Here is a 19223-nt window from a genome sequence, read left to right as displayed (position 1 = left end):
TTTTTATATTAAAATTCTACATGAATCCCTACGAAGTCAACGCAATAGTACTTATCACTGGCTGCATTTCCCGTGGCTGAAAACCTGACTACCAATTTTTCAAGTTTCTCAGTAGTATTGACATAATACGGCGCGGAACTTATATCAAAGACAGTCAAACCATCGGCTTCGCATTGTGTAAAATCATAATTCTCTTTCATAATGTAATTTATCTGCACCCAGTCAGAACCATTATATACAGACAGTGGGAACCCATCAGGGCTACAATCGTGTGAGCTATATATTATTTTTAATTGAACCAGGTTTAATGGATTGGAAATCCCCATTTCATCCGCATCTATCCCAAATTGGAACTCTTGATACACATATTGGTCTTTTAAAACTGGGGTTTTTGTATAAATACTATCATTGATGGCATCAACCAGCTCGGTGGGCTGCCATCCTCCACCATCTGTGGAATTACTATAAACACTACCATAAGGGTGCGGAGTAATCCACGTCGGTATTTCCCCAGAATATCTCTGTAATACCGCTTTCTGGATCACCTGTTCGGACGGTGTATCGACAAAGAATATGTCTATATCATCCCCTGCCTTAAGGTCCATGCTCGAAGTATCAATTTCTATGCAATCCCCAAGAGTGAAAACACCGTCACTGGAATAAGTTCCATCCGGATTTTTAACATTGAAGTCATCGCTGTCAAACTCACCTTTATTCTCCCCGTCGACACTAACCATTATTTTGATGTCTGACTCATCGATGGCTTCTCCTCCACTGTGGACGATCTGTATAGTTTTAGCACTTCTATTGAAATTTTCTTGCAGGTCAGTATGCGGAATGTGCTCCGGCTTCACAGTATTTTCATCGGAAAATACGGTTACGGCTATCGTAGAAAAAGCTATAACGACTATACCTATCATCAGCAATTGCCCATATACTTCTGAAACACCCCGACAGTCCTGGCAAAATGCCCAACGCTTTTTACCCTCCACGATAGAAACCACCTTCTAAAAATCTGATTATCAACTTTCTAAACTGTTTCTACTAGTTTATTAATTTGACTGTTTAAGAAAATTTATTAAACTAGAACTGCTAATAGATATCTTGCTGAACTAATTGGGTGGGTGGATCCAAATAACTCTTTATTACATTCAGCAAAAGTTTAAATATTTATAAAAAGTAAAATGGCATAAAGTTGAAATAAATTAGTATTGTTAACTCTATATTTCAGGTGTTAAAGGTATCTGGCGGGCTTTCCTGTCCGAATACGTTTAACCAGGAGGGAGAAACATATGGATTTCAAGAAATTGTTTAGAAAAGACGATAAAGCAGTTTCCCCGGTTATCGGTGTCATTTTGATGGTTGCAATAACCGTCATCCTCGCCGCCGCAATCGGATCTTCTGTATTCAGTAAGGGAACTACAGAATCTGCACCGCAGGCGAGCCTCGATATTAAAGGAGCTGGCGTTAGTAGTAGTGTAGCATCTATAAAAATTGAGCACCTTGGTGGAGATCCAATTCATTTTGAAGATGATGCAGTAACAAAAGTCACAGCATCTGTTAATGGTGGTGGATCTGTTGAGATTAATGCTGATGGTCTTGGAACCGATGATATTACTACTGACGACGATGGTCTTGGAAATATGAACGTTGGTGATGTAAAGATACTCAAATTGATAAAAGCTTCTGACGATACAACGGCACTTCAAGATAGCACAGGTGGAACAGATCATGCAATAGTTTCTGGTGATACTGTCAACATCAAAGTCATCGATGTTCAGACAAATCAACTTATCTGCGACAAGGAAGTACGGTTCTAAACACAAACTTAAGCACCTCAAAATGGTGCTTTTCTCTTTTTCTTTATTCAATTTGTTTTTATATTGAATCATTTCTTTCAAATTCTGTGGTATTTCTAGAAAACGATATATCATGGGAAACAGTAACTTTCAAATTAAGGATAAAAAAGTTCGAAAATATATCTGCCACGAATGCAGCAGAGTATTTTGTACCCAAAAAACAAAGAGCCGCCGGGGGGACTTGAACCCTCGACCTGCTGATTACGAATCAGCCGCTATACCGCTAAGCCACGACGGCAGATGCATAGAAAGAATAAGCAGACCTAATATATAGATCAAGAATTTAATTATTTCGCTCGGGCGGAGCTATTTGCTTTTGCAATGCTTTGCAACATCTGAATAATCTTGCCTGATATTATTTAAATAACGCGGACACCTTTTTAAGGTTTTAGCTTACTTTAATAATTCTGTCATCCCTTAAAATAATCCTATCATCCTTTAAACAATCCTGGCTTCTATACAGATATTATACTGGTGAGGGGCATACGATCTGACTACTCTTTTTTCCAGAACCTCTATTTTCCTACCTGCTTTTTCCGCAGCTTCCTTTATGAGTTTTATAGAGCTTTCGAATAGGTCGTCTTCAGGAGTAATTCCGTAATAATGGATAATTCCGCCGGGCTTTGTCAGGAGAACTGCAGAGTCAAGAAACTCAAAAGCACTATGAGGCAAATTCATAATCGCATGGTCGGCAGTGCCTGCAAACTTTTTTGCTTCTTCCCGCGCATCGCCTTCGATTGCTTCGATGTTTTTCGCGGAGTTAAGAATTATATTTTCCCTGAGATAACGCACAGCGTCCGGATTTTTGTCGATTGCCAGGACTTTTGAAGGCTTTTTGCTCTTTGCGATCAGGATGCTATAAGGGCCGACGCCTGCAAACATATCAACAATGGTGTCTCCTTCCTTAACCTGGAAAAGAATTCTTGAGCGCTCTGTCGAAAGTCGGGGAGTAAAATAAGCCCGTGAAAGGTCGACTTTGTAGCGGCAGCCGTATTCCCTGTGAATAGTTTCGGTCCTCGGCTCGCCTGCAACGACCTCAAATTCCCTTACCCGAAATTCCCCAATAACAGGCGTAAGAGGCTTGAGCACCGTTTTTATATTCGAATGAGTCTGAAGGAGGGCGTCGGCAATTCTTGAGGCTTTCTCTTTGTCAAGTTCAGGGTCTTCCAGCAGGGCGATATCTCCTATAACTTCATAAGCAGGGCTGAAACCAAGAAGGTCTTCTGGAACAGGTTTCTTTTCCTGGGGCTTGAAATCGAACTCAAGAAGCTCAATTTCGTTAGAAAAACTTTCCAGCTCGTCAGAAGCAGGTTCTCTGGTCAGGGGAAGATAAAGAAATGCCTCATCTGCGCTTATTTTCACGGAATTATCCAGAATTTCAAGCTCAAGGAGCCTTCTTCTTACAGGTTCTCCTTTCTTTTTAGGAACTTTTATGCACTGCCGTTTCATGGAAAATCGCCTTTTGGAAGCCTAAGGTTATCCTTTTGTTATTAAGCTATCCATAGCCCGTGTTCAGGATAAATGAATCGAATGATTGTAATTCAGCATGAAGTACAACCCAAAAACTACCAGGAATACCCCGCAGGTATAGAGAATATGTCTATGCATTTTTTGGGAAAAAAGAGTTTTACCACGTCCGAATGAGCCGGATATGGCAGTAAACCATCCCAGGTCTGCAGCCCAGTGCCCGAACATATAAGCCATTGCAATTATAATTCTCAGTTCATATTCCTTAAGTACGAGGGCACCGCCAGCGGTCAGCCACCAGATCCAGAAGTACGGGTTCGAAACTGAAGTAACCAGGCCTATCAAGATAGGGTTGGAAACCAGCTTCAAGCCTGAGGAGTCCTGAGAAATCAGAGCCGAAGAATCCGTAGCTTGTGCTTCCTTTAAGGTAAAAAGTCCAAATACCAGAAGTGAAAGCCCCCCTATAAGAAAAATTATGGAAATTATACCACTGTCGACGAACGAAGCAGCCCCTAAGAGGATCAGCACATAGAGCACAGCCTCCACGAGCATATGCCCGAATACTACCTGTGGGCCTGCAAGCCAGCCTTTCTTCAGCGAAATCTCTATAGTTGCAAAAAGCATCGGGCCTGGAACGAGCGCGCCTGTAAGGCCTACAGAGAAACCTAAAAGAAGAGCTTCAAAAACTTCAATTGTTAGCATTATGGATCAAAAATTTTAACGTTTAATAAGATTTCTTTTTGAAAATAAACCTTCGCAAGCGGAAAGATCCGGATAAATGACTTGAGTAAACAAAACCAGTAAAAAATAGGTCGTTTCTCTAAATAAAAGAGAAAAATTGCTGGCAAAAGAAAAATAAGGAAATTTAGAGATAATTTCAGTATCTCAAATCATCAAGCCATAACCGTTACTTCAGTTACGTCATTGCTTGGTTTTTCGGTCAAGCCTTTTTTCAAAAGGGTTGTGATCACGCCGTTTCTTGGGGTTTTCGCTCAAGCCTTTTTTGAAAAGGCTTGGTTTAGAGAATAATCTCTATATCCAGTTCTTCTGCAAGCTCTTTGTATCTGTTTCGGATAGTAACTTCTGTAACCCCGGCTACATCCGCAACTTCCCGCTGAGTTCTCCGCTCCCCACAGAGAATGGACGCAATATAAATTGCAGCTGCAGCAACTCCTGTGGGGCCCCTCCCGCTTGTGAGTTCCTTTTCGGAAGCCTGCCTCAGGATCTCAACGCTCTTGGACTGGACTTCCCCTTTAAGGTTAAGACCTGAACAGAACCTTGGGACATAGTCGATAGGAGATGTGGGCATGAGCTTTAATGCGAGTTCTCTGGAAATAAAGCGGTAGGTTCTTCCGATTTCTTTCCGGCTGACCCTGGACACCTCTTCTATTTCATCAAGAGTCCTTGGGACGCTGCACTGGCGGCAAGCAGCATAAAGAGCGGCTGCGGCAACACCTTCAATGCTTCTTCCACGGATAAGGTTCTTGTCCACAGCTTTTCTGTAGACGACAGCTGCGGTTTCCCGCACAGTTCTCGGAAGACCGAGAGCAGAAGCCATTCTGTCCAGTTCAGATAGTGCAAATGCAAGGTTTCTTTCAGTTGCGTTACTTACACGGATTCTACGCTGCCATTTTCTTAAACGATAGAGCTGAGCACGATTTTTAGAAGAGATTGACTTTCCATAGGAGTCGCGGTTCCTCCAGTCAATCATTGTGGAGAGCCCTTTGTCGTGGATTGTGTATGTCATGGGCGCACCCACACGGGAACGCTTCATACGTTGATCATGATCGAAAGCTCGCCATTCTGGGCCTTCATCCACAAAATCGGCATCAATGACAAGTCCGCAGTCCCCACACACGAGTTCGGCTCGCTCATAGTCGTGGACGAGGTTTCTGCTGCCGCATTCTGGACACACGGCCTTTTCCTTCTCAAAACTTTGCTCCTTTTGCTTCTCTTTGCGAGCTTTGATCATGGCACGTATTTTTTCTCTTTCAAGAGTGTCCGAATAGCGAACTCTTTCGACTTCTACCATATCATATCACCTTACAAACTAAAACAATCATATGTGTATATTTCCGGTATTTTTGGCTGCACCACTGAAATTACAGTAGATATCTAAAAGGCAGGATAAGAAAAATCACGGCTGTAACTAGCAAAAAATATATAATCTAGTTAATGTTTAACCATAATATAGAATTCAAGTGCATATTCATGTAAGAGCTTTCACCGAATATAGACTCTTTCATTAATAAGAGCTCGAAATTCTGAATCCGGAGTTCGTTTAAAACCCTTCACTAAAAAATATGGATGACCTACAGGTCCGAAAACACTTACGATCGTACCAATCCGATTCAGGGCCTTATCTACAACGACCGAATTCAATTTAGGAAAACCATCTGAGACATTCTCGGGTTTTACCTCATCCCCTCTAATTATCAGGTTTTTAACACCTGTTCTGTGCAGCACTTTACCGAGTCGTTTCATATCAGCCACGAATATTTAATAGCTATTTTCTCCAGCTCAGGGCAAAAATCTCCTGGCTTTGAGCATGTTTTTCTGTCAGCCATAAATACGGCTACATATTGTAAACTGAAAAGCATATGTAGTCTATGTTCATTATATATAAAGATATCGCAAGAACTATATTATATGTTGGTTTCAACTAATTTAATATAGTAGAATATAAGAACTAGGAGAGGGAAACCACAACCTTATATATTAAATGGACATTGTTGGCAGCAATCAGACCATAATTATGGTCATTATAGTCAACTAACTCCGATTAATGATCTCATTCTAAGGAGGAGACTCATTGTCCAAGTTCGTATATTTTTTTGGAAAGGATGTAACTGATGGCAAAGCTAGCATGAGAGACTTACTTGGAGGTAAGGGCGCAGGCCTGGCCGAAATGGCAAACCTCGGAATTCCCGTACCACCAGGTTTTACGATAACAACCGAAGTTTGTGTACTTTATCTGAAAGGTAAAAAATATTCTGACGAAGTACTCGAACAGGTTGAAGAAGCGATCGATAAGCTCGAGACCTTAAACAACAAAAAGCTGGGGGACCCAGAAGATCCACTGCTTGTTTCTGTAAGGTCCGGTGCCAGGGTGTCCATGCCGGGGATGATGGATACCGTTCTTAACCTTGGGCTCACGGACAAATCTGTTCTCGGACTCGCAAATAAGGTCAATGACGAAAGGTTCGCTTACGATTGTTACCGCAGATTTATCTCCATGTTTGGAGATGTAGTTCTGGGAATTGACTTCGACAAGTTCGAGTCTCTTATTGAGGACAAGAAAAAAGAACTTAAAGTCGAATCTGACACCGATCTCGATGCAAAAGCACTGAAAGATCTGGCTGAAAGGTTCAAGGGAGTAATTAAACTCGAAAAAGGATTTGATTTCCCCCAGGATCCGAAAGTCCAGCTCCAGATGGCAATTGATGCTGTTTTTGATTCCTGGAACAATCCAAGGGCTATCACTTACAGAAAGCTTAACGAAATCGATGACAGCTGGGGCACAGCGGTCAATGTACAGACCATGGTTTACGGGAACAGAGGCAATACCTCAGGCACAGGAGTTGCTTTTACAAGAAACCCGTCTACAGGAGAAAAGAAGTTCTTCGGAGAGTACCTTATCAACGCACAGGGCGAAGATGTTGTTGCAGGCATCCGAACTCCAGACTTTATTGATACTCTTGGGAATAAGATCCCTGAAGCCTACAATCAGCTTGTTGATATCTGTGGGAAGCTCGAAGACCACTTCAAAGACATGCAGGACATAGAGTTTACTATCCAGGAAGGAAAACTCTACATGCTGCAGACCAGGACTGGGAAACGTACAGCTGCCTCCGCCGTAAAGTTAGCAACTGACATGGTAGCAGAAGGGCTGATTGATAAGGAAACCGCAGTCACAAGGGTTAAAGCCGAACACATTGACCTGCTCCTTCACCCCAGAATTGACCCCAATGCAAAACTGGAAGTAATCGCAAAGGGACTTCCTGCATCACCCGGAGCTGCTGTTGGAAAAGTTGTATTTACTGCCGAAGCAGCCGAGGAAATGGCTGAGAAAGGAGAAAAGACAATTCTCGTCCGGACCGAAACTTCCCCTGAAGATATCGGAGGAATGGCAGCTGCCCAGGGTGTCCTTACAGTGCGCGGTGGAATGACCTCTCATGCCGCAGTCGTTGGAAGAGGCATGGGTAAGCCCTGTGTTGTAGGTTGTGGAGATATCTCTATTGATATAAAGAGCGGCCTCTTCATGGTAAATGGTCACACTATCAAGGAACATGACTATGTTACCATTGATGGAAGTACAGGCAGCGTAATCATCGGGAAAGTCGAGCTGATCGATGCTGAAATTAGTGATGATCTGAAGAAGATTCTTCTCTGGGCTGATGATATCAGGACTCTCGGAGTGAGAACAAACGCAGACAATCCGGCAGATGCAGGCCTTGCCCGTGAACTTGGGGCTGAAGGAATAGGACTTTGCAGAACTGAACATATGTTCTTCGGGGAAGATAGGATTCCTGCAGTAAGGGAAATGATCATGGCCGAAGACGAAAAGTCCAGGAAGAAAGCCCTCAAAAAATTACTTCCTATGCAGAAGGAAGACTTCCTTGGAATCTTCCGCAGCATGGAAGGCCTACCTGTTACTATCAGGCTGCTTGATCCACCTCTCCACGAGTTCCTTCCTGACAAGGAAGAGCTCGATACAAAGCTCAGGGAGCTCGAAGTTTCAGGAGACTGCGGAAAGATCGATGAGGTAAAGAAGGTCATCAAGCGTGTTGTTTCCCTCAAAGAACTCAACCCTATGCTTGGCCACAGGGGATGCAGGCTCGGAATAACCTATCCGGAAATCTATGATATGCAGGTCCGTGCAATCATGGAAGCAGCCTGTGAACTTACAAACGAGGGTATGCAGATCGTTCCTGAAATCATGATTCCGCTCGTGGGCCTTGTAAAAGAGCTTTCCATTACCAGGGAAGAAGTCTGCAAGATGGCAGAGACCGTCATGGCTGAGAAAGGCGTAAAGATCGATTACAAAGTAGGAACAATGATCGAACTGCCCAGAGCCGCAATTGTCGCAGACCAGATTGCCCAGGAAGCCGATTTCTTCTCCTTCGGGACAAACGACCTGACTCAGACAACCTTCGGGTTCAGCCGTGATGATGTGTCCAAATTCGTGCCTATCTACCAGAAAGCAGGAATTCTTGAGCACGATCCGTTTGCAGTCCTGGACCAGGAAGGCGTTGGCGAGATCATGAAAATCGGTATATCAAAAGGCCGCTCAGTCAAACCCGATCTCAAAATGGGTATCTGCGGAGAACATGGCGGAGAGCCAAGATCTATTCACTTCGCCCATGAAATAGGCCTTAACTATGTAAGCTGCTCTCCTTACAGAGTTCCGATTGCAAGACTCGTAGCTGCACAGAGCACAATTGAGTCAAGAAAGTAAAAGTTTTTACTTCAATGTTAATTTAAAAAGAGGCAGGATTCATCCTGTCTATATTACTCTTTTTTGTAAATCCTTTCTTGGAAATTTTAACTGCGTTTTCTATAATGTCTGAAAAATTCTTTACTGGCAATCCTTATTCTTAGAAGCATCTCATTAAAAAATATTACTGTGTAACCTTTTTTTGAGGGTTAATGCTGTCATTTTACGTCGAGCTTCATGTAAATTCCTCATCCAAAAATCATTATTGAATCGAGTCTTGCAGTACCTACTTTTGTCCAATACTTGCAAATACTACAGTACTGGATCTCGCCGTCTGAGCGCAGTTTCAGTTTAGCGTGGCATTTTGGGCATATTTTTAAATGTTTCATGAATAAAACTCCTTATATTTTTATTTTAGTTTTGAGCTCATCACAAAACTCAAAATTGGTTTTCTGAGCCTTGAATTTTGAACGATTGTCAAGTTTTGTGACGAACTCACGCAAGTCTTTAGATATTTTTGCAGATTATTTGTTTGGATTGTTTTTATGGAGGTTTTTTATGGAGGTTTTTATGGAGGTTTTTTATGGAGGGTTTCTATGAAGGTTTTTTATGGAGGTTGTTTTTTGGAGGTTGTCTGATATGTTGGTAGACTATTGAGAGGTAGTTTACTCTTTCGAGTTTATTCTTCTCCCATTTCTTTTCTAAACATGATGTAATCTCTTTCTACTTCTTCGAGTTCGTATTCCATTTTATACCCCATTTTGTGGTTTCGCTATTTTCAGGTTGGCTTTTATCTATACGTAGATGATTTTCTGAAGGCTGTCTAAAGGTTACTCATCCACTAATTTTTAACATGTGCCTCTTTTCCAATTTGTTGTTAAGTTTTGATGAGTATTGTATGAATGGCCCCAACATCTATTGTATATTTCTTCAGAGGTTAAAAGCATCCCATTCCCAAACAAAGATCCTTGTGAAATTTGCTTTGAAAGCTTCTTCTCTGTCATTTTATTCATTAACTGATTCTCCTTTATTCTAAGTTTTATTCCCTTTTTCTTTACAGGAACACGGATTCCTATTTCCTCTTTATAATATAAATAACTTGCGCTTTGAGGGGTGCAAATTGAATAAAAATTCTATCTAGCATAAAAATTAGCTATAAAGATTAACTATCAGGATGCTATCAAGATTTTAAAAAAAGACTATGTAATGGGTCCTGGGCCACTAAGAGATGAATTTTTTGATAAACAAACTCTCCTTTACAACCTTTTTTTAAAGTGTCTTTTGAATATGTAATGCAAGAAGAAGCCCAGGGTGCTGTATCTACTGTATCCCCCAATACAGTCTCTCCGAATTTATGCTCCCCCAAGCACATTGATTCGAAGAAGAATCAGCAACCCCCAGGAAATTCTTTTCTTTTCGATGATACCCCATCTCTATTCCCAAACTCCATCACATAGTAATAGCATAAATTATATTAAATAAATCATATCAAAAATTGAATTCAAGCGAAAAATTGTTTGACGTAAAAGATTTCAAGTCAATCATAGCTCTTTTGTAATCAGGAAAGTTAATTTAAAGTTTCATGCCTATAATAAACTAAAACCAAAATTTAATACTGCTTTTCAGGATACTGTATTTCGAATCACCAATCAAGTTTCAGATCACAGAAAATAGTTCTGAAACTTTACTGGTTTTGAGAGTAAAATTGATTTCGGGATGAACTCGTCAATAAAAAAGTTATGAAAAATATAAGTTATTGCGGCCTCAATTAGCCGCAACCTTCTCTGAAGCCTCCTGTTGTTTGGGTGGCTTTCAGTAGTTCCTTGAGATCATATAATCAGCAATCTGAAGGAGAAGCTCCTTTTCCGGGCAGTCCCGCAGAGCGTCCAGTTTTGCTTTGCCTTCGTTGATATATGAAATTGCAAGGTCCTTTACATAATCAATTGATCCGCATTCGGTTAAAATCTGGACGGCTTCGTCAGTTTCTTCCTGAGTAGCTTCCCCTTTTCCGAAAATGTCCAGTTTCACACCTTTTTCGAAAGCGTCGATTACAATAAGGGTATGTTTTCCTTCCATAAGGTCGCTGCCTCTTACCTTACCGAGAACTTCCTCTGGGGTGACCATATCCAGAACATCGTCATACATCTGGAACCCGATCCCTATAAGGCGCCCATACTCGGATAAGGCTTCAGCAATCTCATCAGAAGCTCCTCCAAGAAGAGCCCCAATCTTGGCTGCAGCTGCATAAAGGACTGAGGTCTTTTTTTCCACCATCTCAATATATTCAGCTTTACTAACCTTTTCCCTTTTTTCGAAATCCATGTCAAGCCACTGGCCTTCACAGATTTCGGTACAGGTTTTTGAAAGAACGTCCATACATGTTAAAATTCTTGAAGGCTCATTTTGGACTTTTGACAAAATCGAAAAGGCTTTGGAATAAAGTGTATCACCTGCAAGAATTGCTCCAGCTTCACCCCATATCATATGGACTGCAGGTCTCCCTCTGCGAATATCATCCTTATCCATTATGTCATCATGGATCAGAGTGAAATTATGTACAAGTTCCACGGCCACCGCTGCAGGTAAGACAGACTTGAGGTCAGAGCCTGTAGCTTCAGCTGCCAGAATAAGAACTGCGGGACGGAGGCGCTTTCCTCCTGAATCTACCAGGTAGCGAGAGGCTTTATACAACTCCTCTGGATGGGCTACCGGAAGCAGTTCATCAATTGCGGCGTCAACATGGACACTTCTTTTTTTGATCTCATCAACTAACGTCATAAATATCACGAGGTACGGAATGATTTCCTATAGAGTTATTCTTCTATATATAACACTTCACCGTTTCTGAGAAGGTGTACTGTATCTCCAAGTACATACCCGGCATCTTCCGCCATCTCGATGTAGTGTCCGTGCATCTCCATATCCCCATGGGCAGGGATCACATGTTCAGGATTTACCATACGCAGGAGTTCCCAATGGTCTTCCCTGTATGCATGTCCTGACACATGCACGTTGTCATAAATCCTGGCGCCCCGCATCTTGAGCTTGGTCTCAAGGGCATAGCGGTTAGCCTGAGTCATTGGGCTCGGGATCACATTTGCAGAGAAAATAACCCTATCTCCTGGCTCAATTGTATACGGAGTTTCCCCATTTGCAATGCGCACAAGTATGGAACCTGGTTCACCCTGGTGCCCGGTGACGATTGGAAGGTACTTATTCTTTCCTTCCTGGATAATACGTTTGAGAGCTCTATCTACATCCTTTCTCTGGCCGTGCATCTCTACATTGGAAGGCAGTTCCAGATAGCCAAGGTCTCTAGCAGCCCCGACATAACGTTCCATTGAACGCCCCAGGAGAACAGGAATCCTGCCCATTTCTCCAGCAGCTTCAATAATTGCTTTTAGTCTGGGAATGTGGGAGGCAAAGGTGGTAATAACCATTCCTACTTCTGACTCTTCTGTTCCAAGCAGTACGTCCCTGACCATATCCTTTGCGATCTGTTCCGACGGAGTTTTCCCCGAACGCCCGGCATTCGTGCTCTCTACAATCATTGCAACAACTCCTTCCCTCCCGAGGGTTTTAAGACGCTCGAAATCAGGAGCTTCACCCATTGTCGGAGTGCGGTCCAGCTTAAAGTCGCAGGCATAAAGGACCGCTCCAATTGGGGTGTGAACTGCTGCAAGCACACAGTCAATTATACTATGCTGGACATTAATGAATTCGATGGAAATATCTTCGGTAACCTGGTAAGTTCCACCTGCATTCAACGGAATAACCCTGTTGCAAACCTCAAACTTGCGTTCGGCCTCGATCTGCTGTTTTATAAGGGCCGTTGTATACGGTGTAGAAATGATTGGAGCATTATACCGGTGGGCAAGTTTCGGAATTGCACCTATATGGTCAAGGTGCCCGTGAGTACAGACAATTGCCCGGACAGTTCCATTGATTTCTTTCATAATAGTATCATCAGGAATTGCTCCCATCTCGATAAGTTCGAGAGAATGCATTTTATCAATTTCGACATCCTCATGGATCTGAACCCTGTCGAGACGAAGCCCCATATCCAGAATGATGATATCTTCGCCTACAATAACTGCAGTCATGTTACGGCCCATCTCATTGTAACCGCCGACTGCAACAATTCCTATTTCAGTCATATTTTTACCTCTTATTTATTTTTTTATCCTTGTGAACCCCAATCCTCAGAAAATGGATCAGGTGATGACCTTAAAATGATAGCTGCGATGTGAATGGTACAGCATAGCATAGAATCTAACGCAGAATCTAACACAGAATTAGCCTTAGAGCAGCCATATCCAGCTCTGTTGCAGGAAGAACTCCACCCCCGATGAGACGAATCAGGCTACATCTCTTGCAGAAGAATTCTATTTTAATATATCTGGTTTATACCAGATACTCAAATGCCTGTTAAGCACGTTCCAGAATTGCCCCGGGAATGCCTTTTAAATTCCCTATTCTTTAGATACACATTTCTTTAAAGGATTCTACCCTTTCAGATCAAACAAAATCTGCTATTATTTAAATTAACAGGAGCTTTTACATGCTCTTCTCTTACTGGTTAGTATTTCTTAAGAACCTGATTTTCTCAATCCTGTAAAGTTAGATTTCCGCCTTTAAAGGCTTTGAAAATATCCGCTTTTCGATTTTAGCAGATTCTTCTAGAGCTTATTCAGCAACCTGTTTTGCTATAACTGGGGCTTTTTTATTCCTGGTTTTAGTATTGGGGCTTTTTATACCTGGTTTTTTGGTTTATTCATGGCTTTATTCTGGTTGATTCTAATTAATTCCTGGCTTGATTCAATCCACTCTAACCTATTCTGAGTTATTATGGCCTATTCTAATTAATTCCTGGCTTGATTCATCTGGCCTATTCTATGCTATTATGGCCTATTCTGAGTTATCATAACTTATTATGGTCTATTCTAAGTTATTAGAATCGATTTTGAGTTATTATGATCGATTTTGAGTCATTACAACCTATTCTGAGTTATCATGACTTATTTTAATTTCTTCTAAATTATTATGACCTATTCTGAGTTATCATGACTTATTCTGATATATTCTAATTTATTCTAATCTATTTTGATTCTATCCCATCTGCTTCTCATCAATCCATTCTCATCTGGATAGTTTCTATCATGATAATCTTTCAGGTGATTCTAACCTCATCAGAAAGTTCCTGATTCTACAATTATCATAATTTTTCTATTTTCTGTAATGAAATCGCTTCATACTAAACAATTTCAGCCTGAATAACTGTGAAATAATTCCTTAATTTAATGAATTTTACAGTAATTCTATGAAACTAATTCCTGAATTTCATTGATTTTACAACAAATAATATATCTTGTAGTTTATGAACCTGAAGCAGATCCAGTGTAAAATTGCTCTAGTTCCAGATCATTCAGGTGAATCCTATGTTTGTCCGTATGATCCTGAGTCAGTTTTCCAGGATTCGGAATACGGACCACTTGTTTATATCAACACCGCTTGTTTATATCAACGATTTATTCCCGAACATTACCTTCATATTATGTATAAATATTGTTGTAGAACGACCCTTCTAATTAACATATCTGCTATTATATCTTACCGCTATTATCCGAATTTTAATAAAGATTAGATCTTAATACAGATTACAGGTACAAGTAAACCGAATTCTGCGGCCGGATTCAGAACGAGTCTCCTGCTATGGCATAGTCTTTTACGTTAAAGCCACGTTGCCCTAAATACTCAAGAGTCCAGCCAGTAACAACCACAGGTGCATTACGCAGGTCCTGTATGTTTGCACAGCCGCAGAGAAACATCGAAATCCTGAGTTCATCCAGCATGCGGGAAAGGACTCTGACAACCGATTCTTTTCCTTCAAGGGCAGGGCCTACAAAAGGCAGGGCTGCACTTGCCGCACTGGCTCCGAGAGCAATGGATTTTGCGATCTCAACCCCTGTCCTGATCCCGCCGGTTGCGATAATTGGAAGGGAGACTCTGGACTCTATAATACTGGCAACAGTGGGAATTCCAAAGTCCCAGAAAAGTTCTCCAAGGTTTTCGGAGGCATAATCTCCACTTTTCCTGGCCCTGTAGACCTCGACGCCTGCCCAGCTTGTGCCTCCCGCGCCACCTACATCAATTGCAGACACGCCTGCTTTCTGGAGGAGAATGGCATCTTCCCTTGAGATCCCGGCTCCTGTTTCTTTAATGATTACTGGCTTGCCCAGCACGGAGCAGATTTCTTTTATCATCTCAAGACAGCCAGTTGCATCCCTATCTCCTTCTGGCTGGATAGCTTCCTGTAAGAAATTAAGGTGAATAGCAAGGGCATCGGCATCGATCATTTCTATGAGTTTTTCAACTCCATCAATCCCATACTGGCGAATCTGAGCAGCGCCCACATTTCCGTATATAAAAGCAGTCGGAGCTTTTTCCCTGACAACCCTGAAAGACTCTTCCTGAGCAGGGTCATCAATTGCAGCTCTCTGGCTTCCAACGCCAATTCCTACCCCTAGCTCTTCAGCCGCAGCTGCAAGTGCAGCATTTACAGGAGTAGTGTCAGGGTGACCTCCAGTAATCGAAGCAATCAGAAAAGGAGCTTGCAGGCGTTTTCCAAGAAGGTCTATAGACAGGTTCAATTTATCCATATCGAGTTCCGGAAGCGCCCTGTGGATCAGGGTCACATCCTCAAAGCCCGCACTGACTTTTCGGGATTCAACCGGGCTTTCAGCACATAATTTCAGATGTTCGATCTTTCGCTTTGAGGTCGTGCTAATCATATTTCATACCCTTTTGTCCGGACTGATTGTGGTTCCCATAGATTCCCCATTTAAGAACCGATATATATTATCCTCTTTCTTGGCATTGAATATATATGATGTAATACAAGACGTTTTGCTAAGTTCCAGAAGTTCCTGCACCTTCCCTAGCATGCCGCCCGTAACATCGGTACTTTCCGACCCCTTTATGTAACGCTTGAAATTCTCAAAAGTTTTGGGGGTTATCTCAGGTACGGTTTTTCCTTCGTTGTCAAGTACTCCATCCTCTGCCGAGCCTAACCCAAGCCGGGTAATCTTGAGTTCTTTTGCAAGATAGGGGACGATCTGGTCTCCTGAGAGCACGCACGCTCTGAGTTCGAGATCCATAACAACATCTCCATGCAGCACCGGGACAAGCCCATTTTCGAGCATGAGCTTTATGTTGTCAAGGTACATACTCTCAATCCGCCCGTTTCTGCAAACCGTACAGCACATAGGATGTACCGCTATAGCCCGTACTCCGTACTCATTTAGAGCATCTACCACACTGGATGCAAGTTTCTTGACAGATTCATGTGTTACAATTGCTCCTTCTGGATCAAAAACCCTGCCAAGCTCATATTTTTTAGCGTAAGTATGCCCAAAAGAACCTGCACCATGTACAATAATCATTTTTCCCCTGTATTCGGAAACTTCTTTTGCAATTCTCAGGAGGGCATCCTCTCTTACAACCCCTTGGTCTGCGGCTTTGTCAGTAATGACACTGCCTCCAAGTTTCAGGATAACAGGTTCGGTTGAGACATTCATGCAATATCACTTAATACCTTTTTAAAATTTCCAGCTTCCTTTATGAATAATGCGAAATTATGAAATAAGACTCCAAGAGCTCAAGGTTTGAGTTATTTATTCTAACCTTAAGCCCTGTTCCGTGGGTTTTGTTATGATTGCTTTGCCCCCTGCACCTGCAATGGCTTCAGCAACCTGTGTACATTTGTCAGGTGCTGTAAGGGCAACCATACATCCCCCACCTCCACCTCCTGTGCTCTTTGCTCCGAAGGCTCCAGCTCCCCGAGAGGAGTATATTAATTTGGAAAGTTCATAAGTATTTACACCAAGTGCGTCCAGAAGGCCCTGGTTCACATTCATAAGTTTGCCAATTGAAGAGTAATCTCCTGTCTGGAAAAAGGGTTCTGCGGTTTTGGAAATTCTTCCAATGACAACCATTAGAGGTTCTATAAGATGTGGATAAGTTTCACGGAGTTTTCTCACATTTGTTACAAGCTCTTTTGTAGAAGCGAAAACTCCTGTATCCCCGATAACTATCCCGCAATCAGGCGTCTTCAGCTTTCTCCTATCCGGGATGGTCACAACCCCCCCGAATGTAGAAACATAAGTGTCAGTAGGACTTGCAGCTCCCTGCACCTGAACTTCGATTTCATGCCCCATTTTAGCGATTTCTTCTAGAGAGAGACCACAACCAAACAGTTTATTGAGTGCCCCTATACTTGCAATCGTAACAGCGGCAGATGAACTGAGTCCCGAGCCCACCGGAATCTCAGAATCAACGTTCAGATAAACACCCTCAATTGGCACTATTTCTCTCATTTTCTCAATGGCTGCGGAGATATAAGGATGTTTTTCAAAATCAATCCCTGTTTGGCCAATTTCCGACTGAATTATTATAGAGTCACATAATTCCACCCGCACACGGGTCCTTAATTCAATTGCACATCCTATTGCGGTTTCTCCGTAGACAACCGCATGTTCTCCGAAAAGATAAATTTTCCCGGGGGCAGAACACGAAATCATATTACTCCTCTGAAATTCATAAATTCGATTTAAGATATAAAGTAATGAATTTACATTCGAAATGAAAGCATATTGTCTTCTAACTCAGTAATAAATTTATTTAATGTATTATTCAATTTATTTGTTATTGTTTTATTATTTACAGATCTGGATCAGGTTAATAAAGTCTGAAATCCGTAAAAAATTTATTTGGAAAAGGTAAGTGTTTCTGTATCTTAAATTAAAAACAGATGTACTCCGTTTTTCTGCGGAATTTCTTTTACTCCACAATAATTGCGGCATATCCTACAACTGCGTTCATATCTCCGGAAACCTCCCCACTGTTTGAATAGTTAAGCAGTTCGGCCCGGGTTGCACCAAGCTTCTTTGAGGCTGTTAGCATCGCAGAAATAGGGCCATATCCGCATACGGATGCATTTCTTCTATAAAGCCTTTCATAGATTCCTGGAACATCCAGATCAAGGATAGCTTCTATAATTTCGTTATCCGTTTCCCTTGCAAGGTTTGCAGGCTGATAATGAGTAAAATCGCTGGATGCGATGAAGGACACTTTCTTCCCACTTTTTGAAACAAGGTTGGCAATAAGGGTTCCCACCTCAATTGCGGTCTCTTCATCCTGCATACCCAGGCAAATAGGAAGAATCCTAAAATCTTGATCAAAGCGGTATTGAAGGAAAGGAAGCTGAACTTCGATCGAATGCTCGTATCGGTGCCCAAGCTCATCTAAATCAATAATACTTCCTGATAGCCCTTCGGCAAGTTCCCGATCAACCTCGAGAGTTCCCAGAGGGGTTTTCCAGGTATCTATGGATACTGATACCGGTGAACCATATCCCGTATGGTTGGGACCAAAAAGAACATATGTGTCGGCTTTGGGAAGAGCTGCATAAACGTGTGCAGCAACTCTCCCTGAATAGACATATCCTGCATGCGGGCAAACTGCTCCCAGGATATTTCTTTCCCGGATCTCCATACCTTCAAAACATTGCTTAAGTTCTTTCTCCAGATTTTCAGGACGCAGGGGATAGAACTGCCCTGCAACTGCTGGCTGTCTCATTTATGATCACCCATATAAGATACGGGCTATTTTTTATATATCCTTGCAGTCTGCAGGGCTGCCTTTCGGAATCAGAGAGGTGTTTCGAAGTCAGTCAACTCGTAATTGAAAGGAGTACTGTTAAGCCGGGAAACTTCCCTTGCAAGCAGCCAGTAAACAAGGGAAAGAGCTTTTCTACCTTTGTTGTTTGTGGGAATTACAAGATCCACATTTGAAATCAGGTTGTTAGTATCACAGAGTGCTACAACAGGCACCCCGATGCTTGAAGCTTCCTTTAGTACCTGGGCATCGCCTGCAGGGTCGGTTACAATCACAACATCAGGTTCAAAGAAACCATGGATCTGAGGGTTTGTAAGTAACCCTGGGATAAACCTTCCGAGCATTGCTCTTGTGCCTAATGATCTGGAAAACATCCTTGCAGGATGCTGCCCGTACTGCCTTGAAGAAACCACAAGGATCCTTGAAGGGTCATAGTGAGACAGCAATTTTGCTGCAACTCTTATTCTTTCATCTGTTGACTGGATGTCAAGCACATATAATCCATCAGTTCTGACCCTGTATACGAAACGCATCATGTCCTGGGTCTTTTGCTGGGTGCCTATGTGAACGCCTGCTGCCAGGTATTCATCAATAGAAACAAGAGATGTAGAACCTTCTTTAGCAGAAGGCTCTTCTTCCTCTGCTTCTACAGGCACAGATCCAGTTTTTGCTGCGGCTTCCTTTTCAGGTGCAGGTTTTACTTCAGCCACGACATCTTCTTCAGGCAAAGGCTGTTCGTTATTTTCTTCCTGCCCTGTCTGCTCATTTTCCTCCATAAAGTCACC

15 protein-coding genes and 1 tRNA gene are annotated in these 19223 nt (G+C 42.2%); 2 read left to right on the top strand and 14 right to left on the bottom strand.

Going from position 1 to position 19223, the window contains the following annotated elements:
• Positions 1 to 8: 8 nt before the first annotated feature.
• Positions 9 to 992 (bottom strand): type IV pilin N-terminal domain-containing protein, encoded by a 984-nt coding sequence (locus FXW07_RS04325; protein ID WP_229394183.1) that lies wholly within the window; start codon positions 990 to 992, stop codon positions 9 to 11.
• A 300-nt stretch (positions 993 to 1292) separates the two neighbouring features.
• Here FXW07_RS04325 and FXW07_RS04320 point away from each other — a divergent pair, with 300 nt between their 5' ends.
• On the top strand, positions 1293 to 1820 hold the full coding sequence (locus FXW07_RS04320; RefSeq protein ID WP_229394181.1) for a type IV pilin: 528 nt from the start codon (positions 1293 to 1295) through the stop codon (positions 1818 to 1820).
• Between the two features lie 205 nt (positions 1821 to 2025).
• Here the strand turns inward: FXW07_RS04320 and FXW07_RS04315 are convergent.
• The 5 genes from FXW07_RS04315 to FXW07_RS04295 all read right to left on the bottom strand — a co-directional run bounded on the left by FXW07_RS04315 (position 2026) and on the right by FXW07_RS04295 (position 5810).
• Positions 2026 to 2097: transfer RNA gene (locus tag FXW07_RS04315), tRNA-Thr, on the bottom strand.
• 200 nt (positions 2098 to 2297) lie between these two features.
• Complete coding sequence (locus FXW07_RS04310) at positions 2298 to 3308, bottom strand: class I SAM-dependent methyltransferase family protein (RefSeq protein ID WP_229394179.1); 1011 nt, start codon at positions 3306 to 3308, stop codon at positions 2298 to 2300.
• A gap of 63 nt (positions 3309 to 3371) precedes the next feature.
• A complete protein-coding gene (locus tag FXW07_RS04305) occupies positions 3372 to 4028 on the bottom strand; it encodes a LysE family transporter (protein ID WP_229394169.1) in 657 nt (218 codons plus the stop codon).
• A gap of 316 nt (positions 4029 to 4344) precedes the next feature.
• Positions 4345 to 5358 carry a transcription initiation factor IIB gene (locus FXW07_RS04300; protein ID WP_011306400.1) on the bottom strand — a complete coding sequence of 338 codons (1014 nt, stop codon included), beginning with the start codon at positions 5356 to 5358 and terminating at the stop codon, positions 4345 to 4347.
• A gap of 191 nt (positions 5359 to 5549) precedes the next feature.
• Positions 5550 to 5810 (bottom strand): Gar1/Naf1 family protein, encoded by a 261-nt coding sequence (locus FXW07_RS04295; protein WP_048153528.1) that lies wholly within the window; start codon positions 5808 to 5810, stop codon positions 5550 to 5552.
• 328 nt (positions 5811 to 6138) lie between these two features.
• Between FXW07_RS04295 and ppdK the strand changes: the two genes are divergently transcribed.
• Entirely contained in the window at positions 6139 to 8784 is a 2646-nt protein-coding gene (gene ppdK / locus FXW07_RS04290) for a pyruvate, phosphate dikinase (protein WP_229394165.1), read from the top strand.
• An 827-nt stretch (positions 8785 to 9611) separates the two neighbouring features.
• On the opposite strand, the gene FXW07_RS04285 is transcribed toward ppdK, so the two are convergent.
• From FXW07_RS04285 to rpsB, 8 genes are all read right to left on the bottom strand, one after another.
• Entirely contained in the window at positions 9612 to 9776 is a 165-nt protein-coding gene (locus FXW07_RS04285) for a hypothetical protein (protein WP_156150941.1), read from the bottom strand.
• 799 nt (positions 9777 to 10575) lie between these two features.
• A complete protein-coding gene (locus tag FXW07_RS04280) occupies positions 10576 to 11541 on the bottom strand; it encodes a polyprenyl synthetase family protein (RefSeq protein ID WP_229394163.1) in 966 nt (321 codons plus the stop codon).
• Between the two features lie 35 nt (positions 11542 to 11576).
• Positions 11577 to 12920, bottom strand: coding sequence for an RNase J family beta-CASP ribonuclease (locus FXW07_RS04275; protein WP_229394160.1), 1344 nt, complete (start codon positions 12918 to 12920; stop codon positions 11577 to 11579).
• Positions 12921 to 14456: 1536 nt separating this feature from the next.
• Positions 14457 to 15554: a type 2 isopentenyl-diphosphate Delta-isomerase gene (gene fni, locus FXW07_RS04270; protein ID WP_048117797.1), complete on the bottom strand. Its 1098-nt coding sequence runs from the start codon at positions 15552 to 15554 to the stop codon at positions 14457 to 14459.
• A 3-nt stretch (positions 15555 to 15557) separates the two neighbouring features.
• The gene (locus FXW07_RS04265) at positions 15558 to 16340 is read right to left on the bottom strand and encodes an isopentenyl phosphate kinase (RefSeq protein WP_229394158.1); all 783 of its coding nucleotides are present in this window, start codon (positions 16338 to 16340) and stop codon (positions 15558 to 15560) included.
• A 96-nt stretch (positions 16341 to 16436) separates the two neighbouring features.
• The gene (locus FXW07_RS04260; protein WP_229394140.1) at positions 16437 to 17342 is read right to left on the bottom strand and encodes a mevalonate kinase; all 906 of its coding nucleotides are present in this window, start codon (positions 17340 to 17342) and stop codon (positions 16437 to 16439) included.
• A 259-nt stretch (positions 17343 to 17601) separates the two neighbouring features.
• Complete coding sequence (locus FXW07_RS04255; protein WP_229394130.1) at positions 17602 to 18399, bottom strand: MEMO1 family protein; 798 nt, start codon at positions 18397 to 18399, stop codon at positions 17602 to 17604.
• A 71-nt stretch (positions 18400 to 18470) separates the two neighbouring features.
• Positions 18471 to 19214, bottom strand: coding sequence for a 30S ribosomal protein S2 (gene rpsB, locus FXW07_RS04250; RefSeq protein ID WP_052725315.1), 744 nt, complete (start codon positions 19212 to 19214; stop codon positions 18471 to 18473).
• Positions 19215 to 19223: the final 9 nt, after the last annotated feature.

Source organism: Methanosarcina sp. DH1, from assembly GCF_020804205.1.
Taxonomy (GTDB): domain Archaea; phylum Halobacteriota; class Methanosarcinia; order Methanosarcinales; family Methanosarcinaceae; genus Methanosarcina; species Methanosarcina vacuolata.
The sequence above is the reverse complement of the archived record's forward strand: the minus strand, read 5'-3'. Positions and strand labels throughout refer to the sequence as shown.